Source organism: Gordonia neofelifaecis NRRL B-59395 (genome assembly GCF_000192435.1).
GTDB lineage: Bacteria > Actinomycetota > Actinomycetes > Mycobacteriales > Mycobacteriaceae > Gordonia > Gordonia neofelifaecis.
Genome location: NZ_AEUD01000012.1, coordinates 17,966 through 41,002 on the forward strand (window position 1 = coordinate 17,966; position 23,037 = coordinate 41,002).

19 protein-coding genes are annotated in these 23,037 nt (G+C 69.3%); 8 read left to right on the forward strand and 11 right to left on the reverse strand.

Annotation, left to right across the window (positions count from 1 at the left end; all coding sequences use genetic code 11):
- Window positions 1-41 precede the first annotated feature (41 nt).
- Both SCNU_RS13550 and SCNU_RS13555 read left to right on the forward strand, forming a co-directional pair.
- Complete coding sequence (locus SCNU_RS13550) at window positions 42-1,517, forward strand: MFS transporter (protein WP_009679948.1); 1,476 nt, start codon at window positions 42-44, stop codon at window positions 1,515-1,517.
- A gap of 42 nt (window positions 1,518-1,559) precedes the next feature.
- Window positions 1,560-2,726 carry a thiolase family protein gene (locus SCNU_RS13555; RefSeq protein ID WP_009679949.1) on the forward strand — a complete coding sequence of 389 codons (1,167 nt, stop codon included), beginning with the start codon at window positions 1,560-1,562 and terminating at the stop codon, window positions 2,724-2,726.
- A gap of 9 nt (window positions 2,727-2,735) precedes the next feature.
- Here the strand turns inward: SCNU_RS13555 and SCNU_RS13560 are convergent, their stop codons facing one another.
- From SCNU_RS13560 to purB, 3 genes are read right to left on the reverse strand one after another with little or no spacing between them, the layout of a single operon-like run.
- Window positions 2,736-4,892 carry a S9 family peptidase gene (locus SCNU_RS13560; RefSeq protein WP_009679950.1) on the reverse strand — a complete coding sequence of 719 codons (2,157 nt, stop codon included), beginning with the start codon at window positions 4,890-4,892 and terminating at the stop codon, window positions 2,736-2,738.
- On the reverse strand, window positions 4,885-5,781 hold the full coding sequence (locus tag SCNU_RS13565) for a phosphoribosylaminoimidazolesuccinocarboxamide synthase (protein WP_009679951.1): 897 nt from the start codon (window positions 5,779-5,781) through the stop codon (window positions 4,885-4,887). Before SCNU_RS13565 ends, SCNU_RS13560 begins: the two co-directional genes overlap by 8 nt.
- A 12-nt stretch (window positions 5,782-5,793) precedes the next feature.
- Complete coding sequence (gene purB, locus SCNU_RS13570) at window positions 5,794-7,221, reverse strand: adenylosuccinate lyase (RefSeq protein ID WP_009679952.1); 1,428 nt, start codon at window positions 7,219-7,221, stop codon at window positions 5,794-5,796.
- Window positions 7,222-7,378: 157 nt separating this feature from the next.
- On the opposite strand from purB, the gene SCNU_RS13575 reads away from it, so the two are divergent.
- From SCNU_RS13575 to SCNU_RS13585, 4 genes are all read left to right on the forward strand, one after another.
- The gene (locus SCNU_RS13575; RefSeq protein WP_009679953.1) at window positions 7,379-7,639 is read left to right on the forward strand and encodes a metal-sensitive transcriptional regulator; all 261 of its coding nucleotides are present in this window, start codon (window positions 7,379-7,381) and stop codon (window positions 7,637-7,639) included.
- Window positions 7,640-7,677: 38 nt separating this feature from the next.
- Window positions 7,678-8,082 (forward strand): DUF302 domain-containing protein, encoded by a 405-nt coding sequence (locus SCNU_RS13580; protein ID WP_009679954.1) that lies wholly within the window; start codon window positions 7,678-7,680, stop codon window positions 8,080-8,082.
- A 38-nt stretch (window positions 8,083-8,120) separates the two neighbouring features.
- Complete coding sequence (locus SCNU_RS20645; RefSeq protein ID WP_009679955.1) at window positions 8,121-8,258, forward strand: hypothetical protein; 138 nt, start codon at window positions 8,121-8,123, stop codon at window positions 8,256-8,258.
- A gap of 69 nt (window positions 8,259-8,327) precedes the next feature.
- A complete protein-coding gene (locus SCNU_RS13585) occupies window positions 8,328-9,287 on the forward strand; it encodes an alpha/beta hydrolase (RefSeq protein ID WP_009679956.1) in 960 nt (319 codons plus the stop codon).
- 16 nt (window positions 9,288-9,303) lie between these two features.
- Here SCNU_RS13585 and SCNU_RS13590 read toward each other — a convergent pair whose 3' ends face one another.
- The 5 genes from SCNU_RS13590 to SCNU_RS13610 all read right to left on the reverse strand — a co-directional run bounded on the left by SCNU_RS13590 (window position 9,304) and on the right by SCNU_RS13610 (window position 16,190).
- Window positions 9,304-9,993, reverse strand: a complete 690-nt coding sequence (locus SCNU_RS13590) for an LppP/LprE family lipoprotein (protein WP_009679957.1) — start codon at window positions 9,991-9,993, stop codon at window positions 9,304-9,306.
- Between the two features lie 161 nt (window positions 9,994-10,154).
- On the reverse strand, window positions 10,155-11,408 hold the full coding sequence (gene purD, locus SCNU_RS13595; protein ID WP_009679958.1) for a phosphoribosylamine--glycine ligase: 1,254 nt from the start codon (window positions 11,406-11,408) through the stop codon (window positions 10,155-10,157).
- Between the two features lie 31 nt (window positions 11,409-11,439).
- Window positions 11,440-12,654 carry a low temperature requirement protein A gene (locus SCNU_RS13600; protein WP_238526446.1) on the reverse strand — a complete coding sequence of 405 codons (1,215 nt, stop codon included), beginning with the start codon at window positions 12,652-12,654 and terminating at the stop codon, window positions 11,440-11,442.
- A 111-nt stretch (window positions 12,655-12,765) separates the two neighbouring features.
- On the reverse strand, window positions 12,766-14,928 hold the full coding sequence (locus tag SCNU_RS13605) for an ArnT family glycosyltransferase (protein ID WP_009679960.1): 2,163 nt from the start codon (window positions 14,926-14,928) through the stop codon (window positions 12,766-12,768).
- A complete protein-coding gene (locus SCNU_RS13610; protein WP_040518461.1) occupies window positions 14,925-16,190 on the reverse strand; it encodes a bifunctional glycosyltransferase family 2/GtrA family protein in 1,266 nt (421 codons plus the stop codon). Before SCNU_RS13610 ends, SCNU_RS13605 begins: the two co-directional genes overlap by 4 nt.
- A gap of 179 nt (window positions 16,191-16,369) precedes the next feature.
- On the opposite strand from SCNU_RS13610, the gene SCNU_RS13615 reads away from it, so the two are divergent.
- Window positions 16,370-18,469: a RecQ family ATP-dependent DNA helicase gene (locus SCNU_RS13615; RefSeq protein ID WP_009679962.1), complete on the forward strand. Its 2,100-nt coding sequence runs from the start codon at window positions 16,370-16,372 to the stop codon at window positions 18,467-18,469.
- 118 nt (window positions 18,470-18,587) lie between these two features.
- Here SCNU_RS13615 and SCNU_RS13620 read toward each other — a convergent pair whose 3' ends face one another.
- Genes SCNU_RS13620 through SCNU_RS13630 form a run of 3 tightly spaced genes read right to left on the reverse strand, consistent with a single transcriptional unit; the run spans window position 18,588 to window position 21,226 of the window.
- Window positions 18,588-19,013, reverse strand: a complete 426-nt coding sequence (locus SCNU_RS13620; protein ID WP_009679963.1) for an HIT family protein — start codon at window positions 19,011-19,013, stop codon at window positions 18,588-18,590.
- Window positions 19,014-19,034: 21 nt separating this feature from the next.
- The gene (locus tag SCNU_RS13625) at window positions 19,035-20,516 is read right to left on the reverse strand and encodes a sensor histidine kinase (RefSeq protein WP_050792829.1); all 1,482 of its coding nucleotides are present in this window, start codon (window positions 20,514-20,516) and stop codon (window positions 19,035-19,037) included.
- Between the two features lie 2 nt (window positions 20,517-20,518).
- A complete protein-coding gene (locus tag SCNU_RS13630; protein ID WP_009679965.1) occupies window positions 20,519-21,226 on the reverse strand; it encodes a response regulator transcription factor in 708 nt (235 codons plus the stop codon).
- A 223-nt stretch (window positions 21,227-21,449) separates the two neighbouring features.
- On the opposite strand from SCNU_RS13630, the gene SCNU_RS13635 reads away from it, so the two are divergent.
- Window positions 21,450-23,030: a multicopper oxidase family protein gene (locus tag SCNU_RS13635; RefSeq protein WP_009679966.1), complete on the forward strand. Its 1,581-nt coding sequence runs from the start codon at window positions 21,450-21,452 to the stop codon at window positions 23,028-23,030.
- Window positions 23,031-23,037: the final 7 nt, after the last annotated feature.

Genomic DNA, 23,037 nt, shown 5'->3' on the forward strand with positions numbered 1-23,037 from the left:
TCACTTCATTGAAGTCAGCTTATCGATGAGGAGGACTGACCATGACGAGTCGGACACTGCCCGGCGGCCTCGACATCCGCCCCGCCCGATCAGCCGAGCCGGCCCGGCCGGGCGCCCGCCGCCTCGCGCTCGCCGTCATCGGCGTCGGCACGATGATGACCTTCATCAACGTCTCATCGACGATCGGCGCCCTCTCCGCGATCGCCGGCGACCTGCACTCCTCACCCACCGCGACGGTGTGGATTTCGAGCATGTACAGCCTCGTCGTCGCGACGTTCATCCTCGCCGCAGGCACGGCGGCCGATCTGTTCGGCCGTCGCGCGGTGTTCATGGCCGGCGCCGCGGCATTCGTCCTCGGCAGCGGCGTCGCCGTGCTGGCGCCGTCGACGGGCGTGCTGATCGCCGCACAGGCGGTGATGGGCCTCGGCGGCGCCTGCGTCCTGCCCGCAGGTCTCTCGGCGATCAGTGAACTCTTCCCCGATCCAGCCGAGCGGACCGGCGCGGTGTCGATCTGGGCGGCGAGTTCCGGCGTCGGCGTCGCGGTCGGACCGGTGGCCGCCGGCGTGCTGATCGACGCGTGGTCGTGGCATGCCGTCTTCCTGGTCAATGTGGTCCTCGGTGCCGCGACCCTCATCGGAGCGCTCGCCGTGATTCCGGAGAGCCGTCAGCGGTCCCGGCGCCTGGACCCGGTCGGCATCGTCCTGGCGACGGTGGCCATCGGCAGCCTGACGTTCGGCATCATCGAGGGCCGGTCTCGCGGCTACTCGTCGCCGGTGATCCTGGCCGCCGACGTGCTGGCGTGCGCCGCCCTGATCGCGTTCGTCCGCTACGAGCTCCGCCGGACCGACCCCATGCTCGACGTCCGGCTGTTCCGGTCCGCCTCGTTCAGCAGCGTCATGGGCGTGGCCGCGGTGACCATGTTCGGATTCACCGGCGGATCGCTGATGGTGGTGCTGTACCTGCAGCGAGTTCAGGGGACCGACGCACTCGGCGCCGGCCTGCGGATCCTGATCATGTTCGTCCCGTTCGTCGTGGTGAGCCCGCTGGCCGCCCGCCTCGTCCGAAGGCTCGGGTTCAAGGTCCTGATCACTGCGGGCCTGGTCATGATGGCCGTCGGAGTCCTGCTGTTCCTCCTCGCGGGTCCGCAGTCCGGACTCGGCCCCCTGGTGCCCGGGCTGATCGTGGCGGGCATCGGCAGCGGTCTGCTGATCGCCCCGTCCACCGCCGCCGCCATGATCAGCGTGTCGCATCGCCAGGCGGGCATGGCCAGTTCGGCGGTGAACATGTTCCGTCAGCTCGGCAACGTCCTGGGGACCGCGGTGCTCGGCACCGTTCTCACGAGTCAGTACGCGACGGCCCTCGCGCGACGGCTGGCCGACGCCGAGCCCGCCGAACGGGCCGTTCCCGAGGCGTTCACCGAAGCCTTCCACTCCGGGACGCTCGTCGCGGGTGCCGTACTGCTCGCCGCGGCCGTCCCCGCGTTCCTGTTCATCCGCAGCCGCCCCGCCGCGGCCTGAGACCGGCCCCTGAAGATCATCCGCCCGAGAAAGAAGCTCCTCATGACCGACGCATACATCATCGACGCCGTCCGCACCCCCGTCGCCAAAGGCAAGTCGTCCGGCGCGTACGCCGACATCCATCCCGTCGACCTGCACGCCCATGCGCTCCGCGCGATCGTCGAACGTACCGGCATCGACCCCGGCCAGATCGACGACGTCATCTCGGGCGCGGTCGCCCAGATCGGTGAGCAGTCGGGCGATACCGCCCGCTGGGCGGCACTCGCTGCGGGGTATCCCGAGTCGGTACCCGGCGTCACCGTCGACCGCCAGTGCGGCTCGAGCCAGCAGGCCGTTCACTTCGCGGCGCAGGGCGTGAAGGCCGGCGCGTACGAGATCGCGGTCGCCTCCGGTGTCGAGTCGATGAGCCGTATCCCGATCGGCAGCCAGTCGGTGGGTCGTGATTGGCGCGGACCGGCCGTCGGCGCGCGTTACGGCGACGCTCTGGTGCCGCAGGGCATCAGCGCCGAACTCATCGCCGACCGCTGGGGGCTCTCCCGGCGGAGCCTCGACGAGTTCGCCGCCGAATCGCATCGGCGCGCCGCTGCCGCCTGGTCTGCGGGTCGGTTCGACGCGGAGGTCGCCCCCATCACCGGACTGCGGACCGACGAGACCATTCGCCCAGAGAGCACCCCGGAGAGTCTGGCCGCGCTGCGGCTCGCGTTCCGCACCGACGACTGGGCCGCCCGATTCCCCGATCTCGACTGGAAGGTCACGGCGGGCAACAGTTCACCGGTCAACGACGGATCCGCCGCAGTCCTCGTCGCGAGCGAAGCCGCGACGAACCGGTTGGGGCTGACTCCCCGCGCCAGGATGGTCGCGACCGCCGTCGTCGGCGACGACCCCGTGCTGATGCTGACCGGGATCATCCCGGCCACCCGCAAGGTTCTCGCTCGGGCCGGGCTCCGGATCGAGGACATCGACGCCTTCGAGGTCAACGAGGCCTTCGCGAGCGTGGTCCTGGCCTGGCAGGCCGAGACCGGCGCCGATCTGGCGAAGGTCAACGTGAACGGCGGCGCCATCGCCATCGGCCATCCGCTGGGCGGATCCGGCGCGCGCCTGACCACCACTCTGCTGGGCGTCCTCGAACAGACCGGCGGTCGCTACGGCCTGCAGGTGATGTGCGAGGCAGGTGGTCAGGCGAACGCGATGATCGTCGAGCGACTGTGACCGACGCGGTCAGTTCGTCAGCGCGCCCGACTGCTGCAGGATCCACGCCAGCTCGAACGCGGTCTCCTCCCACTGCTTGTAGCGACCCGAGACTCCGCCGTGGCCTGCCGACATCTCGGTCTTGAGCAGCACCGGATTGCCGGAGGTGGTGTTCTCCTGCAGTCGCGCAACCCATTTCGCGGCTTCGACGAAGAGCACCCGGGTGTCGTGGAGCGAGTTCTCGGCGAGGATCGCCGGGTACGCACGCGGTCGCACGTTCTCATAGGGCGAGTACGACTTCATGTACGCGTAGACCTCGGGATCATGCAGCGGGTCTCCCCACTCGTCCCACTCGATCACCGTCAACGGCAGCGACGGATCGAGGATCGAGGTGAGCGCGTCGACGAACGGCACTGCGGCCAAGATCCCGTTGAACAGCTCCGGCGCGAGGTTCACCACGGCGCCGACGAGGAGACCACCGGCACTGCCGCCCTCGGCGACGAGATGCTCCGGCGAAGTCCAGCCGGTGTCGATGAGATGTCGTGCGACGTCGACGAAGTCGGTGAAGGTGTTCTTCTTGGTGAGCGTCCTGCCGTTCTCGTACCACATCCGGCCCATCTCACCGCCGCCGCGGATGTGGGCGAACGCCATCACGACGCCGCGGTCGAGCATCGACAGTCGCGCCACCGAGAAACCGGGGTCGAGGCAGGTCTCGTAGGAGCCGTAGCCGTACAGCAGCATCGGCGCGGGCGTCGACCGGTCCAGGTCACGGCGGAACACCAGCGACACCGGAACGCGGGTGCCGTCGGCGGCCACAGCCCATTCGCGGACCGCGGTGTACTGCTCCGGGTCATAACCGCCGAGAACCGGCTGACGACGCAGCAGCGTCCGTTCACCGGTCGCGACGTCGAGGTCGATCACCTCGGAAGGGTCGACGAAACTGCCATAGCCGATCCGCAGTTTGGGCGTGTCCCACTCCGCGTTGGCGCCGAGGCCCGCCGACCGCAGCTCCTGGTCGAAAGTGACTTCGACGAAGTCGTCGGAGACCGGAACACCGTCGATCCGTCGCAGATCCGCGATCGCGATCCGGGGCAGCGCGTCCGCCCGGTACGACAGCACGAGGTAGTCGCGGAAGCAGTCCACGTCCTCCACCCGGCGGCCCGGGCGGTGAGCGATCAGCTCGCGACGGGCGCCGAAGTCATCGACCGGCACGATGTCGACGGCGAAGTCGACGGCCTTCTCACCGCCGGCCCGTTCACCGCCGGCCTGTTCACCGTTGTGCACCATGACGAACCAGTCGCGGCCATCGATCCGCGCGTGCTCGACCGAGTACTCGACGCCCTCGGTACGACCGGCGACGCTGACGAACTCGCCGGTGGGGTCGTCGGCGCGGAGCACGAGTGCCTCCGACGTCACCTTCGAGCCGACGCCGATCACCAGGTACTCGTCGCTCTGAGTCGTTCCCATGCCGACCCAGTAGCGTTCGTCGGGCTCGTGGAAGACCTTGACATCGGGCTCGGCGGAACCGACCTCGTGACGCCAGACGGTGTCGGGCCGCCAGGCGTCGTCGACCGTCGAGTAGAAGACGTACCGCGCATCGAGCGACCACACCGCACCGGCGGACACGCCTTCGATCACGTCCGACAGCAGTTCGCCGGTCACGAGGTTCTTGATGCGGAGGGTGTACCGCTCGTCGCCCTTGACGTCGGTGCTGTAGGCCAGCCAGTCGCCGTCGTGGCTGACCGACATGGCCCCCAGACCGAAGAAGTCGTGCCCTTCGGCTTCGGCGTTGGCGTCGAAGAACACCTGCTCGCCGGGCAATTCGACGCCCGGGGTCACCTCGGGCGGGGTCCAGTCGTCGTCGGCGGAGATCGGGCAGCGGCAGCGCACCGCGTACGCGAGCCCCTCGGTGGTGCGCGTGTAGTACCAGTACCGTCCGCTGCGCGTCGGCACGCTCATGTCGGTCTCCTGGACCCGGGACTTGATCTCGCCGAAGATGTCGCTGCGCAGTTGGGCCAGGTGCGCGGTCTCCTGCTCGACGAACGCGTTCTGTCCCTCGAGGTACGCGATGACCTCGGGGTCGTCCTTGTCGCGGAGCCATTCGTACTCGTCGACGACGACGTCGCCGTGGTGGACGCGCTCGGTCGGCACCTTCTTGGCGACGGGCGGGCTCACACGATCAGCCATGCTGTGCGTCCGGCCAGTCGGCGAAGCTCAGCTGCGAGATGCGTTCGTACGCCTCGATGTAGCGCGCACGTGTCCGTTCGACGACGTCGGCGGGCAATGCGGGCGGCTGCTCCTCACCCTTGCGGTCCCACCCGGAGTCCGGGCCGGTCAGCCAGTTCCGAACGATCTGCTTGTCGAAGCTGGGCTGCACCTCGCCCGGCGCATACGTCGCGGCGTCCCAGTAACGCGACGAGTCCGGCGTCAGCACCTCGTCGGCGAGCACCAGCGAGCCGTCGGGGGCCTGACCGAACTCGAACTTGGTGTCCGCGAGGATGATTCCGCGCTCGGCGGCGAGGTCGGAACCGCGGCCGTAGATGTCGAGGGTGGCGTCGCGCAGCGCGGCGGCCAGGTCGGCGCCGACTGTCTGCGCCACCTGCTCGAAGCTGACATTCTCGTCGTGATCGCCAACCGCGGCCTTGGTCGCGGGGGTGAAGATCGGCTCGGGCAGCTTGTCGGCCTCGCCGAGTCCGGCAGGCAGCTCCACACCGCAGACGGCGCCCGTCGCGTTGTAGTCGACGAGGCCCGAACCGGTCAGATAGCCGCGAGCGACGCACTCCACCTGCACCATCGGCAGCTTCTTGACGACCATCGAGCGGCCGACGAGATCCGCCGGGATGCGCTCATCGGTCGGACCGCCGTCGAGGTGGTTCGGCACGCCGAGCACGTCGAACCAGAAGAAGCTGGCCGCCGTGAGGATCCGGCCCTTGTCCGGGATCGGCGTCTCGAGGATGAAGTCGTACGCCGAGATGCGATCGGAGGTGACCAGCAACAGGGTGGCGTCGTCGATCTCGTAGATGTCGCGGACCTTGCCGGAGGCGACATGACGGTAGTCGGCGAGGGTGGGGCGCATGTGTGTCTGCTCCTAGAGGATCGGGGCCGGCGCGTACGCCGCGGCCTCGGGGTTCGCGTCGATCCATTCGGCCGCCTGGGCGATCACCTGGGCGACCTGGGCCTGGGCTGCACCGACGAACGCCGACTTGTCGGCGATCAGCGCGTCGAGCCCGGCGCGGTCGAGCGGGATCCGGTCGTCGGCGGCCAGCCGGTCGAGCAGGTCGGGCTCGCGACCCTCCTCGCGCATCGCCAGCGCGACCGCGACGGCGTTCTCCTTGATCGCCTCGTGGGCGGTCTCGCGGCCGACGCCCGCGCGCACCGACGCCATCAGCACCTTGGTGGTGGCCAGGAACGGCAGGTAGCGGTCGAGCTCGTTCGCGATCACCTCGGGGTAGGCGCCGAACTCGGCGAGGACGGTCAGGAAGGTCTCCATGAGTCCGTCGATCGCGAAGAAGGCGTCCGGCAGCGCGACGCGGCGGACCACCGAGCAGAACACGTCGCCCTCGTTCCACTGATTGCCCGCGAGCTCGCCGGTCATCGAGGCGTAGCCGCGCAGGATCACGGTGAGGCCGTTGACGCGCTCGCAGCTGCGGGTGTTCATCTTGTGCGGCATCGCCGAGCTGCCGACCTGACCGGGCTGGAAGCCCTCGGTGACGAGCTCGTGCCCGGCCATCAGCCGGATGGTGGTGGCGAGCGACGACGGTCCGGCGGCGACCTGGACCAGCGCCGAGACGACGTCGTAGTCGAGCGATCGCGGGTACACCTGCCCGACCGACGTGAACGAGTTCGCGAAGCCCAGATGCTGCGCGACCTTCGACTCGAGCTGCGCCAGCTTGTCCGCGTCCCCGTCGAGGAGGTCGAGCATGTCCTGACTGGTGCCCATCGGCCCCTTGATGCCGCGGAGCGGATAGCGGGCGATCAGCTCGTCGACGCGGGTCAGTGCCACCATCAGCTCGTCGGCAGCGCTCGCGAAACGCTTGCCGAGCGTGGTGGCCTGCGCGGCGACGTTGTGGCTGCGGCCGGCCATGACGACGGCCGAGTACTGCGCGGCCCGTTCGGTGATGCGGGCGAGCGTGGCGATGCCGTGCGTGCGGACGTGGTTCAGCGAGAGGAGCACCTGGAGCTGCTCGACGTTCTCGGTGAGGTCGCGGCTGGTCATGCCCTTGTGGATCTGCTCGTGCCCGGCGAGGTCGTTGAACTCCTCGATCCGCGCCTTCACATCGTGGCGGGTGACCCGTTCACGGTCGGCGATCGAACCGAGGTCGACGGTGTCGATCACCCGCTCGTAGTCGGCGATGGCCTCGGACGGGACGTCGATCCCGAGGTCGCGCTGCGCTTTCATCACCGCTACCCAGAGCTGCCGCTCCAGGACGATCTTGTGCTGCGGCGACCAGATCTCGGCGAGATCGGCGGAAGCGTAGCGATTGGCCAGGACATTGCTGATGGCAGGTTTACCCACGTCGGCCAGTCTATTGCATGGTCGCGGCGGCGTTGAACGCGCGAAGCGGGCTCAACGCCGCGCCCGCCGTACCGGGTCGTCACCGAACACCGACCGATGGACCAATTATACCCCTCGGGGTATAGTGGGCCCTGTCCGTTTCAGAAGGAGGACCCACATGCAGACCGACGCCGAATCGACCACCGCAGTGCTGAACCGGCTGCGCCGCGCGCAGGGACAGCTCGGTGGCGTGATCGCCATGATCGAGGACGGCCGCGACTGCAAGGACGTGGTCACCCAGCTCGCCGCCGTCTCGCGTGCACTGGACCGCGCAGGATTCAAGATCATCACGACCAACCTGCGCGAATGCCTCACCGCACCGAACGACGAGGGCCCCGACCTCGAGACGCTCGAGAAGCTCTTCCTCACCCTCGCCTGAGCCTCCCCGACAGCCGACCCCACCGAAAAGGAGACGAGATGAACCTCGCCATCGCGACCACCGTCGACGCGCCCCTCGACGAGACCGTTGCACGCACCCGAGAGGCCCTGGCCGCCCAGGGCTTCGGCGTCCTCACCGAGATCGACATGGCCGCCACGCTCAAGACCAAGATCGGCGCCGAGATCGAGGACTACGTCATCCTCGGCGCCTGCAATCCGCCGCTCGCGCACAGCGCGGTGACCGCCGAACGCCAGATCGGCCTGCTGCTCCCCTGCAACGTCGTCGTCCGGGCGGACACGACGGCGCCGGGCCGTACCATCGTCGAGGCGATGAACCCGCAGCTGATGGTGACCGTCGTCGACAACCCCGACCTGGTCGCGGTCGCCGACGAGGCGACCGCCAAGCTCACCGCAGCGGTGACCTCGCTGTCATCCGATTCCTGAACACCCCTCCCGCTCCCGATCGACAGAAGGACCCCGACATGTGTTTCCCCGTCACCTGCAACCAGTGCGGAAAGATCACCTGGGACGGCTGCGGCGAACACGTCGCCGACGTCATGGCGCCGGTACCCGCCGAGCAGCGTTGCACCTGCCCGGACCCCCGCCTGGCCGGCCGCTGACGACCGCGGGTCGCGACGGTCTCTCGCAGCGCGGCGCCTGCGTCGCACCCGGTAGACTCGCTACCCGAGATGGCTTCCAGTGATCCCTCCACCGACGACGCCGCGACGGCCGCCGATCATCCGGCGACGTCGCGGCGTCCGGTGTCCCGGCGGGCAATGCTCGCCGGGGTCGTCGGCCTCGCCGCGCTCGGCGGTGCCGTCTCCTGCAGCAAGCCGGACCCGCTGGTCCCCAAGGACGCCGCGAACATCGGCGGCGACGACCGGCTCCCCGTCCAGACCGCGCCCCCGGAGATCCCCACCGATCCACCGGTGATCACCGGCAGCTTCGTCTCGACGAAGATGGCGGGGCGGCCGACCCGCTGGGCGGTCAGTCGTCCCAACGGAGTCACCGGCGAACTGCCGGTCGTGATCGTCGCCCACGCCCTCAATACCGATGAGAGCAGCATCTTCGGCAAGCAGCTCAACATCCAGGGCGTCGTGCAGCAGTACGTGAACGCCGGAAACCCGCCGTTCGCCGTCGCCAGCGTCGACGTCGGGCGCAACTACTTCCATGCCCGGACCGACGGCGCCGACGGCGCCGCCATGATCCTCGACGAGTTCATCCCGATGCTCGACGGCGATCCGCGACTGGACCTCCGAACGGACCGGATCGGCCTCTACGGCTGGTCGATGGGCGGGTACGGCGCGCTGCGACTGGGCGCGCTCGTCGGTGCTCCGCGCGTCGCCGCGATCGCGGTCAGCTCGCCCGCGATGTGGGCGGACCCGAACAACTTCCCGCCGCGCGCCTTCGACTCCTACGCCGACTACCAGGCGAACTCGCTGTTCGGTCAGCAGCATGCGTTCAGCAAGATCCCGGTGATGATCTCCATCGGCATGGCCGACCAGTTCTACACCTACACCAGGCAGTGGGCCGCCGACCTGCATCCGCCCGCCGCATTCTCGACCACCCCCGGCGGTCACACCAACCGCTTCTGGCGGTCGGTACTGCCCGACCAGGTGGAGTTCCTCGGTCGCAATCTGGCTCGCTGAGCCCGGTTGTTTCCGACTATGTCGCGGGCGGGAACTGACCGCTGCGCACCACCGCACCGCCGGACAGGGTCGCCGTGACATCGGTCGGACCGCCCTGCGGACAGCAGAACGGGTCGTCGGGCCGCAGCCATCGATAGCGGACGGTCACCGAATCCAGCGTGTCCCCGGCGATCGACGTGTACGAGTACTCGTGCGGCTCAACGGTTCCCAAGAACTCGCCGGCGGCGAACAGCAACACCCGCGAGGTGTACGTCGCGTCGTTGAACCCGGAGCCGTTGACTTGCATCCAGTCCAACCCGCAGCCGTCGGAGAGTGGATGATTGCTCGCCCTGTACGGCTGCCACGAGCCGCCGTTCGAATCGGCGCCCAGTGTCGCGATCGCATCGGCCGCCAACTTCGAGTTCAGATCGAAGCACAGTCCGTGCCCGCTGCCCGGCCGAGGCGCCTCCGTGTTCGACGCCGGCGCCGTTCGGGGAGCACCGGCATCGGGTCCACCTGGTTCGACCGCCGTGACCTCCGCCGGCGCGGTCTCCGCCGGTGGTGCGGTATCGTCCGGCCGCGGCGGCACTGTCGCGGACGGCCGCCCTCGGGTCGCAGTCGTGGACTGCTCCGCGACGGGGTCGCCTTCTGAAGTCGAACACGCGCCGAGCAAGAGCCCGACGACCGCCATCGCAGCGAGCACCCGTGCCGAATCTCCGATCCTCATCTTCGCCTCCCTCGAATCCTCCCGACCTCGTCGGTTAGATCGGTGAGACGCCGGAGCGCGTGACCTCGGGTCGGTCAGCTGAATGACCGCGACAGCAGTGTTCCGCGTGACCACCAGGTGGTCACGCGGAACACTGCTGTTCTCTGGGCGGGCGCCGCCGGCTACAGCGAGATGCGCCCGTCCTCGGCGGCCTTGCCGATGTCGGTGCGGAAGTGCGAACCGGCGAGTTTGACCTGGCCGAGGCGGTCGTAGGCCTGCGCTCGAGCGGCCTTCAGGTCCGCACCGCGTCCGACGACCGACAGCACGCGGCCGCCGGCGGACAGCACCTCGCCGGCGGCTCCCACCGCGGTGCCCGCGTGGAGGACGCCCTCGGCGTTCGCGCCCGTGATCGGATCGCCCGTCCGCGGCCGACCGGGGTAGTTCTCGGCCGCGAGCACCACGACCACCGCGGCGCCGTCGTGCCAGCGCAGCGGCGGCAAGTCGGCGAGAGTGCCGCGGGCCGTGGCGGCGAGCGCTTCACCGAGCGGCGACTCCAGCATGTCGAGCACCGCCTGCGTCTCCGGGTCGCCGAAGCGGCAGTTGAACTCGACGACGGCTGGGCCCTCTGCGCCGATCGCCAGGCCCGCGTACAGCAGGCCGGAGAACGGGGTCCCCCGATTGACCAACTCCGCTGCCACGGGCTTGCACACCTCGTCGACGATCCGGTCGACCATCGCCGCCGGGAGCCACGGCAGCGGGGTGTACGCGCCCATGCCGCCGGTGTTCGGGCCGGCGTCGCCGTCGCCGACTCGCTTGTGATCCTGGGCCGGCAGCAGCGGAACGACGGTCTCCCCGTCGACCAGGCAGAACAGCGACACCTCGGGTCCGTCGAGGAAGCTCTCGAGCAGCACCGGATGCCCATGCTCCAGGCAGTCCGCGGCGTGCGCGCGGGCGGCGGCGCGGTCGGGAGTCACGACGACGCCCTTACCCGCGGCCAGGCCGTCGTCCTTGACCACCCAGGTGGGGCCGAACCGGTCGAGCGCCGCATCGAGCTCGGCTGGATTGTCGACGATCTCGGCGCGGGCCGTCCGGACTCCGGCGGCAGCCATCACGTCCTTGGCGAACGCCTTGGAACCCTCGATCTGCGCGGCCTGCGCGCTCGGACCGAAGGTGTCGAAACCGGCCTCGCGGAGCGCGTCCGCGACGCCGAGGACCAGCGGGACCTCCGGACCGATCACCACCAGGTCTGCGGCGAGTTCCCGAGCCAACGCGACGACGGCGTCCGCCGACGCGACGTCCACCGGGTGGTTGGTCGCCACCGATCCCGTGCCGGCATTGCCGGGAGCCGCATGCAGCTCCGTCACCGACGGGTCGCGGTCCAGTCCGAGGAGAAGGGCATGTTCGCGGCCGCCCGAGCCGATCACGAGTACGCGCACGCAGTTCAGCGTAGTGGGTGAACGCGCCACTTCATGCGACGGGCGTGTCCGACCGCCGCGATCCGAACGCGATCACCAGCAATGCCAGCACCGGCGCCAGGCAGCCGGCCACCACAGAGGAGAGGAGCCCGGCGCCGCCGATCGCCATCAGGCCTCCGACGACCAGTGGAACCGCCACCGCGACCAGCATCGGGACGAGCAGCGCGTCGACCCCGGCGAGGTAGTAGTACATGCCGACGGCTCCCAGGCAGAACAGTGCCAGCGGGATCGCCACCGCGCCGTACACCGCGGCCACCGAGACGTGTGCCTCGCCGTCCAGCCACAGGGCGACCACGTGCAGCCCCGCACCGACCGCGGCGCAGCCGATGACCACCGGCATGCTTCCGTAGCCGAAGACGAAGCACTTCTCCGGATGCTGGGCGAGCGGTCGGCCGACGTCGAGCCGGAAGTACAGCCACCACATCGCAAACGTCACGCCCATCGCCGCCAGCCCGAGCACCGCGGTCTCGACGCTCCATCCCGACCGGCCGATCATCGCCTGCAGAACTGCCACCGTTCCGACCACGCCTTCGCCGAGGGTGATGACGACGAGGGTGGAATAGCGCTCCACGATGTGGCCCGGATGCCACGGCGTCCGGGCGAAGCGGGTCTCGGCGATCGCCGGTCCGAGCAGCTCGACCACCATGCATGCCGCAATGCCGATGAGCGTCGGGGCCAGTGTCAACGGCACGATCGCGACGACCACCCAGCCGACCTGGGCGACCGCGGTCATCACCGCGTACGTCAGACACGTCGCGCGGTAGTCGGGTGCCTGGACCGCGGCCCGCAGCCACTGCACGATCATCCCCGCCCGCATCACCAGGTAGCCGATCACCACCACTGCCAGATCGACATGGGCGTTCGCGTCGATCGATGAGAACACCGGCGGCAGCCCGATCGCGATGATCGCGACGCCGATCATCTGCAGCAAGGTCAGCAGCCGGTACACCCAGTCGTCGGTGTCGAAGGCCGAGGAGAACCACGCGAAGTTGATCCACGCCCACACCGAGGCGAACGTCGCGATGCCGTAGCCGATGATCGCGGTGCGGTAGTGACCGTCGGCCAGGTACTCGGCGAGCTGGACACCCGCGATCGAGAAGGCGACCACGAATACGAGGTCGTAGAAGACCTCGAGGCTGCTGGCCGCGCGGTCCTCCTCGCTGGGGTCGCGGCCGGACATTCGGCGAATCGTCGTCGAGATGCTCACGGCACGAGGGTAGACCGACGCCGCCGGAGCGCACAGTGCGAACGCACCGGCGACGACGAGGCTCCCGCAGCCGCCGGAGCGGTGCGGGAGCCTCTGGGCCGCGCTGCGAAACTACTTCTTCGGCGACGTCAGGTCGTACAGCGTGACGCCGTCGACCGTCCTGGTGTTGAAGTTGGCCTTCACCCAGGAACTGATCTCCGACGACGTGCCGCTCTCACCCATGCCCGGTCCACCGAAGCCCTCACCGCCGCGGTCACCACGACCGCCGGCGATGAAGTAGTGGATCTTGCCGTCGGCGACATACTGCTTGAACTGGGCAAGCGTCGGCGACGGGTCGGTGCCGTTGAAGCCGCCGATCGGCATCACCGAGTAGCCACTGGCGATCTGGTAGCCGGAGGCCTCATTGGAGCCGATGGCCGCCGCGACCCACGTGTACTCGTCGGCGTCGGCGCGCAGGACCGCGACCATCTCGTCGGACGGGGTGGAACCGTTGAGCAGTCCGCCGGCGGGCGATCCGCCCTTGCCGGGGCCACCCATGCCGGGGAAGCCGTTCTGGCTCGTGCCCGGTCCGCCCATGCCCGGGAAGCCCTGACCCGGTCCGCCGGGCGTGCCGTTCTGAGCACCGGGTCCGCCGGGCATACCCGGGAACGCACCGTTCATCCGATGCCGCCCGCCCATGCCGCCGGGACCGAACTCTCCCTCGACCTGCGGTCCGGCGCTGATGATGGAACCCTGCTTCGCCGTCGTGACCGTGTCGATCGTGTAGGCCAGCGGACCGACCAGACCGGCCGCGATCGCCGCCCCGGCCGCGACGATCGCGAGCACACCACTTCGTGCGAACAGCAGGAGCACACCGGCGACGATGCCGACGACGATCATCACCTGCCGCAGCCACGGGACGAAGTCCGGGGATCGATCCAGCAGGACGAACCCCCAGATCGCGGCCGTCCAGGTCGCGGCGGCCAAAACGATCCGGACCCACAGCTTCTCGCGCTCACGCCAGCAGACCGCGGCCGCGCCGGCGATCACGGCGGCCAGCGCCGGGGCGATCGCGGCGGTGTAATAACTGTGGAAGATGCCCGCCATGAAGCTGAACGTGCCGATCATGATCAACATCCACAGCCCGAAGATGCTCAGGTGCGCCCGGCGCAGATCGGTGCGCGGGGCCTTGCCGATCAGCACGAACGCCGCAACCGCCAGGATCAGCGCCGACGGGATGAGCCACGCGATCTGACCGCCCTGCGCGGGCTCGAACATCCGCAGGATCCCGGTCGAGCCCCACATGCCGCCACCGCCGGGACCACCCGGTCCACCCTGGCCGAACATCTCGGCGGCGGCACCGGACATCTCGTGCGCACCACGGCCGCCGACGCTGCCCCGCTCATTACCGTCGAGGCGGCCGAGCCCGTTATAGCCGAGGGTCAGCTCCAGGATCGAATTGTTCTGCGAGCCACCGATGTACGGCCGACTCGACGCCGGCCACAGTTCGACGGCCAGCACCCACCAGCCGGCGCTCACGATGAGCGCGGCCAGCGAGGCGAACAGGTGCCCGATCCGGCGCAGCCAGCGGCCGGGACCGAAGGCCAGGTAGGTCAGCGCCATCGCGGGGACGATCAGCATGACTTCGAGCTGCTTGGTGAGGAATCCGAATCCGACCGCGGACCCCGCCGCGACCATCCACCACACGCTCTTCGCGCCGGGCTGCATCGGCCCGCTCGCGGAGCTCCCGGCGCCGGGCTCCATCGCCCGCAGCACCGCGCCGCACGCCGCGATCATCAGCAGGATCAGCAGCGCTTCGGGGTTGTCGAAGCGGAACATCATCGCGGCGACCGGGGTCAGCGCGAGCACCGTGCCCGCGCCGATCGCAGCCCAGTGGCCGTAGTAGCGCCGGGTGATGACGTACAGCAGGGCGACCGATCCGACGCCCATCAGCACCTCGGGTACCAGCACCGACCACGAGTTGAGACCGAAGATCCGCACCGACAGCCCCGGGATCCACAGGGAGGCGGGCGGCTTGTCGACGGTGATCGAGTTCGCCATGTCGGACGAGCCGAAGAACCAGGCCTTCCACGACTGCGAACCGGCCTGGATCGCGGCCGTGTAGAAGGAGTTGGCCCAGCCGTTGATCGACAGATTCCAGAGATAGAGGACGGCGGTGCCGATCAGCAGTGCGCCCAGCGACAGACCCCGATAGAGGGGTCCGCGCGCCGGTCGATCGGTTCGGTCGGGTTCGGGATCCGCCGGTTGCGGCCGATCGAGGACGGTCGCAGTCATGCGGCACTCCGTTCTGTGGTGATGAGGGTGTCTGAGCTCGTCGGCTTGCGGCGGAACACCCACCGCAGTCCGACGAAGCGCGTCGCGGTCGCGACGAGGTTCGAGACGACGAGGACGGTCAGTTCCAGCCCGCGCCCGGCGTCCGGCTGCCAGCGGTGCAGCGCGAACAGCGATCCGGCCGTGACCGCCCAGCCGAAGAGGAAGACTCCCCAGCCGAACAGGTGGTGGCGGCCACGACCTTCCGCTCCGCGCACACCGAACGTGAACCGCCGGTTCGCCGCGGTGTTCATGACCGCCGTGATCGCGAGCGCGAGGAAGTTGGCGCCCTGCGCACCGAGCGGCCGGAGCACCAGATAGAGCAGCGCGAAGGCCAACGTCGACGCCACGCCGACCGCGCAGAAGCGGACGAGCTGGCCGACCATCCCGTGCGGAACGCCCTCGAGGGCCGGGCCCGGCAGCCGGTCCCGGCCCAGGGTCTTGCGCAGTTCCGCGACCGGAATCCGTCCCCTCCCGAGCGCCCAGGCCACGCGGGCGCAGCCGCGCAGGTCGGCGACCGCCGTCGCGACGATGTCGACTGAGCTGTCCGGGTCGTCGATCCAGTCCACCGGTACCTCGGCGATCCGGAGGCCGACCCGCTCGGCGAGCACGAGCAGTTCGGTGTCGAAGAACCACCCGGTGTCCTCGACGTACGGCAGCAGGCTGCGCGCGACGTCGGTGCGCATGGCTTTGAATCCGCACTGGGCGTCGGAGAACCGGGCGCGCATCGCCGTCCGGAGGATCAGGTTGTACGACCGCGAGATGAACTCCCGCTTCGCGCCCCGAACCACCCGTGACGAGTGCGACAGGCGCGTTCCGATCGCGATGTCGGAGTGCCCCGAGATCAGCGGCGCGATGAGGGGCATCAGCGCGTTGAGATCGGTCGACAGGTCGACGTCGCAGTAGGCGACGATCTGCGCGTCGTTGTCGCGCCAGACGTGGTTGAGCGCGCGCCCGCGGCCCTTGAGGTCCAGATGCACCGCGCGCACGCCGGGGATCTCGGCCTGCAGCCGCAGCGCGATCGCCAGGGTCGAGTCGGTGCTCGCGTTGTCGGCCACGGTGATCCGCGCCGGGTACGGCACGTTGTCCTTCAGGTGCCGATGCAGTCGTCGCACCGACTGCTCCAGATCGTCTTCTTCGTTGTAGACCGGCATCACCACGTCGAGAACCGGCGTCTCGGGCACGGCTTCGTTCTCCGCCGAGGCCCGGCTCAGTACTTCTGTCATGGGTACGAGACTCGCGGGCCACGCTCCCGCAGCCCTGGGGCTGTCCTGGGAGCCTGCTGTGGATGGCTGCGGTCCTGTGGATCATTCTGTGGATCACCCCTGGATTCCTGTGGATGAAGGCGATCTTCCTGTGGACGACCCGCTCGTGATCGTCCGACGGCACAGATAGATTGGGCGACATGAGCACCGAGACCCCGCAGCAGCTCGCCCCCGCGCAACGCGAGATCGCCGATCAGGTGATCACCTCGCTGGCCGGACCCGACGCGCGGCTCCGCGCCGATCAGGAGACGGCGGTCGCCGCGCTCGCCTCGCCCGGGGCGCGTGTGCTCGTCGTCCAGGCCACCGGTTGGGGCAAGTCGGCCGTCTACTGGGCCGCAACCGCCGTCATCCGTGCCGCCGGCGGCGGCCCGACCCTGATCGTGTCCCCGCTGCTGTCCCTCATGCGCGATCAGGTCGCGGCCGCGACTCGCGGCGGATTACGCGCCGCCACAGTCAATTCCGCGAACATCGACGAGTGGGCAGGTGTTGAGCAGGAGTTGCTCGACGGTTCGCTGGACGTCCTGCTGGTGTCGCCGGAGCGCTTGGCGAACCCGGGATTCGGCAGGCGGGTGCTTGAGGCCCTCGCCGGGAGGCTGGGTCTGGTCGTCATCGACGAAGCGCACGCGATCTCCGACTGGGGCCACGACTTCCGGCCCGACTACCGGCGCGTGTCCGACGTGCTGCAGACCCTGAACCCGCAGACCTCGGTGCTGGCGACCACCGCGACGGCGAATGCGCGCGTCACCGCCGACGTCGCCGCGCAGCTCGGCGACGCGACCCTCGTCCTCCGCGGCCCGCTGGCACGGAAGTCCCTGCATCTCAACGTGATCGACGGGCTCGAGCCGCTGCAGCGCTATGCGTGGGTGGCGCAGGAACTACCGATGCTCCCCGGTTCGGGCATCGTCTATGTCCTCACGGTCGCCGACGCCGATCGGCTGGTCCAGGCGATCCGTGCCGTGCACGGCGACGACCTCCCCGTCGCCGCGTACACCGGCGGACTACCCGCCGAGGAACGCCACCGGCTGGAGGACGACCTCCTCGCCGGCCGCGTCAAGGCCCTCATCGCGACCTCGGCGCTCGGGATGGGCTTCGACAAGCCCGACCTCGGATTCGTCGTGCACGTCGGGGCGCCGCCGTCGCCGGTGTCGTACTACCAGCAGGTGGGTCGTGCCGGTCGCGCGCTCGACGAGGCAGTCGTCATGCTGCTGGCGTCCAAGCTCGACGACGCGATCTGGGAGCACTTCGCCACGGCCACCATTCCCGACCCGGCCCGCATGGATCGGCTGCTGGAGACGCTGGGCGCGGCCGACGGCCCGATGACCGTTCCGGGTCTCGAGTCGGCGACCGGTATTCGACGCGGCCGGGTGGAGCTCATGTGCAAGCAGCTGGCGGTCGACGGCGTGGTCGAACGGTCCAGCGAGGGCTGGTCGGTCACCGGCGAGCCGTGGGTGTACGACGCCGAGCACTACGCGGGCGTGCTGGCGGTCCGACGCCGCGAGGCCGACATCATGCGATCGTTCATTCGCGGCGAGAAGTGCCTGATGCGGCTGCTGACGGAGTCCCTCGACGATCCGCAAGCGCAAGACTGCGGTCAGTGCTCGGTGTGCCGCGGTGAGATCACCCCGGGTCTGGCGGAGGCGCCCGCCGCGGACATCGTCGCGACGGTGGGCGGCGTGCTCCGCCGGGACGCGGAGATCCTCGAGCCCCGCAAGATGTGGCCGGGCGGCGCCTTCGGCACCCGCGGCCGGATTCCGCCGGGCTCGATGGCCGAACCCGGCCGGGTTCTCGCGTTCGCCGACGCCCCGCAGTGGCGAGACGTGCTCGATGCCGCGAAGGCCGGTGATCCCGACGCCACCGGAGCGCTCGCCGACGCCGCAGTCACCGTCGTCGCGCAGTGGACCCGCTCGTCTGGGGTCCGGGCCGAGGGCATCTACTCGCTCGACCTGACCGGCGGATCGCTGGCCGCCGTCCTCGCCGCCCGACTACGGGAGGTCGGCCGCCGCGACGTCGGCGAACCACTGTCAGTGATCCCCGGACCGCGCCCGGGACGCGAGACCACCGGCGCCGACGAGGCCGCGTACTGGCGTGAGCATCTCGGTCCGATGCCGCAGACCGCCGGCACAGTGCTGCTGGTCGTCGACGAGACCGGCACCGGATGGCCGGTCACCCTCGCCGCCGCGGCACTCCGCGACGCCGGTGCCTCCGCCGTCCTCCCGCTGGTGATTCACAAGACGGCGTAGCCGCGGCCTATGTCGCACTGCCTCGACCTGGTGTCCTGCGCGTCCCCGTGACGACTGCCCGTGGACCATGTGTCCATCAGGTGCGGTGACGGGGACGCGGAGGACGGCATCGCGAGAGTCAGTCTGGAACGTTCTCCCCGTATCCGAGGGCACGGAGGCTCGTGCGGATCTTCTCGGCGGCCTCGTCGAGGGATTCCGGCGACGGATTCGGGTCGGCCTTCGTCAGGTCGAACGACTCCAGCGAGTGCGCCGGGAACACGTGGATGTGCAGGTGCGGGACCTCGAGGCCGGCGATCAGCAGACCCATCCGCGGCGCGTCGAACGCGTCCTTGACCGCGCGACCGATCTTCTGCGAGACGTCTGTCATGTGGGTGAACGTCGGGGTGTCGATCTGCTCCCAGTGGTCGATCTCCTTGCGTGGCACCACGAGCACGTGCCCCGGGGTCACCGGCGCGATGGTCATGAAACCGACGGCGGTGCCGTCCTTCCAGACGAAGCGGCCCGGCAGATCGCCGTTGATGATGTGCGTGAAAACCGAAGGCATGTCCCGAGTGTAAGACCAGGGTCAGACCGGCGCAGGCGGCTGGCCCGGCACGTCGAAGCCCGCGGTGTCGATGCGCGGGAGCACGAACCAGAAGCGCGCACCGGCACCCGGTGCCGTGTCCACGCCGACGCGGCCGCCGTGGGCGTCGACGAGCGCGGCCACGATGGACAGTCCGAGCCCGTTACCCGCGCCCGGCACGTCGCGATGCCGGGAGTCGTCGCCGCGATAGAAGCGCTCGAAGACGTGCTCGGCATCCTCGGCCGTCATGCCGGGTCCGTCGTCGGCGACGGTCACCCGGACTTCGGTGGGCGCGGACTCGACCGACACCTGGATGTGCGCATCGGGACCGGCGTGGGCGACTGCATTCCCGACGAGATTGCGGACCACCTGGGTCAGTCGCGACGGATCGCCGGAGATCACCGGGTCGCCGGTCTGTGCGGGGACGTCGAACGCGATGTCGGCGCCCGGCGACCCGGCGCGCGCCGCCTCAACCGCGTCCTCGACGAGCGGCACCATCTCGACCTCCCCGCGGCTCAGCGGTCGCTGTGCGTCGAGTCGGGCGAGCATCAGCAGATCCTCGACGAGCAGACTCATCCGATCAGCCTCCGACGAGATGCGGCGCACCGCGTCGTCGGAGTCCACGGCGCCCATCGCCATCAGTTCCGAGAACCCCTTGATCGAGGTCAGCGGGGTACGGAGCTCGTGTGACGCGTCCGCCACGAAGCGGCGCATCTTCTCCTCCGACTGCCACGCCTGCCGTTCCGAACGGGCGGTTGCGGCGAACGCCGACTGAATCTGCGTCAGCATCGCGTTCACCGACCGTCCCAGACTCCCGACCTCGGTGTTCGCCGGGGCCTCGGCGACACGCTGATGCAGGTCGCCGCCGGCGATGGCGTGCGCGGTCTCCTCCACCCGCCGCAGCGGCCGCAGACTCGACCGCACCAAGAGATAGCTCAGCACACCGATGACGATCACGACGACCGTTCCGATGCCGACCTGCAGCCAGATGAGACGGTTCATCGTCTCCTGCACGTCGGTCAGCGGGATCGCGACGATTGTGGATCCGAAGTCCGACTGCCGCTTGATGACCCGCCACTGCGGACCCGAGTCGACCGACTTCACCGTCACCGGCGAGGCGTCGCCGTCGGGCAGCGAACTGAGGTCGGGGCTCGAGGTGAAGTCGCTGATGGTGAGCGTCATTCCGTCGGGCAGCGTCGTCGAGACATAGTACTGCGACGGCGGACGCTTGGGTCCGGGCGGACCCGTCCGGTGATCGTCGGACATGTCGCGCGGACGCGCCCACCCGTTCACCGCATCCTGCAGGCCCTCATCCGTGCGGGAGATCAGGTTGCCGCGCATCGCGGAGGTGACCGCCAGCCCGGAGAAGACCAGCCCGAGCGCGACCAGCAACGCGGTGAGGAAGACCAGGGAGATGCGCAGCGGCACGCCGCGTCTGCGGGCCCGCTGGGGCGCCCGCGGCGGAGCGGTGGACGGACTCGACATGGTCACTCCCGCGGTTCGCGCATCACATAGCCCACACCGCGGAGGGTGTGGATGAGCCGCTTGGGACCTGTGTCGACCTTACGGCGCAGGTACGACACGTACGATTCGACGACGTTCACGTCGCCGCCGAAGTCGTAGCTCCAGACATGGTCGAGGATCCGGGGCTTCGACAGGACGGTTCCCGCATTCACCATGAAATACCGCAGGAGTGTGAACTCGGTCGGCGACAGCGAGACCAGTTCGCCGTTCTTGAAGACCTCGTGCGTCTCGTCGTCGAGTTCGAGGTCGGAGAAGACGATCCGCGTCGGCTCCTCGTCGCCCACCCCGAAGCCGCTGCGGCGCAGCAGGACTGCCAGTCGAGCCACCACCTCTTCCAGACTGAACGGCTTGGTGACGTAGTCGTCGCCGCCGATGGTCAGTCCGTTCACCTTGTCCTCCACAGAGTCCCGTGCGGAGAGGAACAGAGCCGGTGCATCGATGCCGTCGGCGCGCAGTCTGCGCAGCAGACCGAAGCCGTCCATTCCCGGCATCATCACGTCGAGTACCAAGATGTCGGGCTTGAAAGTCCGGACCACGTCGAGGGCGCGAGGCCCGTCCGCGGCCGCGACCACTTCGTAGCCCTGGAATTTCAGCGACACCGACAACAGTTCCCTGATGTTCTCCTCATCGTCGACGACGAGGACTTTGGCGGGTTTGTCAGCAGAGGTCATGCCCTCAGCTTGCCCCCTCCTCCGGAGGTTCGACTGGTAAACGCCTGGGAGGGTTCTGTGAGCGACGGTCCCGCCCGACAAGCGCGCGTCGGGACGACCGACGACGCACCCTCCGATCTTCACCGAAGCTTGAGTCTTCACCGAAGCTTGAGGAAACGGCACCGAGCATCTTGATCTCGTCCGGGCATGGTGAGAACCAGCTGCTCCCCCGAGACGAGGACCCATGACTGCGAAGCCCGGTGCTCCATCGCCTACGACGCCGAAGGCGGTCGACTCCGTGACCCGACGCTCCTTCCTGACTGCTGTCGCCCTCACCGGGGCTGCGACCGTCGCCGCCTGCACCAGGACGGCCGAGCCCGCCGGCCCGCCGGCCGCGACTTCGGATCGCGGTGTCGTCGCGGCCGCCGAACGGGCACGACCGCACACCGGGCGCACGGTCGAGGCGACACTGAGAGCCGCCGAGTCGGAGATCGACCTCGGCGGCGGAGTCCGTGCGAGGACACTCGCGTACAACGGATCGGTCCCCGGCCCACTACTGCGCGCCGATGTCGGCGACGAGCTCTCGGTGAACGTCGAGAATCGGCTTCCGAAGGCGACCTCGATGCACTGGCACGGCATCGCCCTGCGCAACGACATGGACGGTGCCGCGCCCGCGACGCCCGACATCGCCTCCGGCGACGACTTCACCTACCGCTTCTCCCTCCCCCATCCGGGCACCTACTGGGCGCATCCGCACGTCGGCATGGACACCGATTACGGCCTGTACCTGCCGCTGATCGTCGACGATCCGGCCGACCCCGGCCGGTACGACGCCGAGTGGACAGTCGTCCTCGACGACTGGACCAGCGGCGTCGGCAAGAGCCCCGAGCAGATCCTCGAAGGTCTCCGACCCGCCGGGTCGACCGGTGGCCACGGCTCCATGGACCACAGCGGAATGGACATGGGCGGAATGGATATGAGCACCGGAGACATGGCCGGGATGGGCATGAACTCGAGCGATCTGCTCGGCGGCGACGCCGGTGACGTCACCTACCCCCACTACTTGATCAACGGGCGGGTGGAGACCGACCCGTCGGTGATGCGCGCGCGGCCCGGCGAACGGGTCCGCCTCCGGATCATCAATGCCGCCGCCGACACCGCGTTCCGCGTCGCGCTCGGCGGACACACCATGACGCTCACGCACACCGACGGCTTCCCGATCGTGCCGACTCCGACCGCGGCGGTCCTCGTCGGCATGGGCGAGCGGTACGACGCGATCGTCACGGTCGGCGACGGCGCGTTCCCGCTCATCGCACAGCCGGAGGGTAAGTCCGGCCGGGCCCGGGCCGTTCTGACCACGGCACCGAACACCGACGTCACCACGGCACAGGCGGCCGCCGAACTCTCCGGGCCGGTGACCACCGCGTACGGTCTGCGCGCCCTCGACTCGGTCGCCCTGCCCGCCCAACGCCCCGACGTGGAGCTGACCGCTCGGCTGACCGGGTCGATGATGGCCTACGACTGGGCGATCAACGGGCAGCGCTATCCGGACGTCACCCCGATGCGCGTGACCCAGGGGCAGGCCGTGCGCCTCACCTTCGTCAACGAGTCGTCGATGTGGCATCCCGTGCACCTGCACGGCCACACCTTCGCCTTGCGCCGCGCCGACGGCGTGCCCGGCGCACGCAAGGACACCGTCAACGTGCTTCCCCGGTCGTCAGTGTCTGTCGACCTCGTCGCCGACAATCCCGGCGCGTGGATGCTCCACTGCCACAACGGATACCACATGGACTCCGGAATGATGACCCGCCTCGACGTCGGCTGAGGATCGC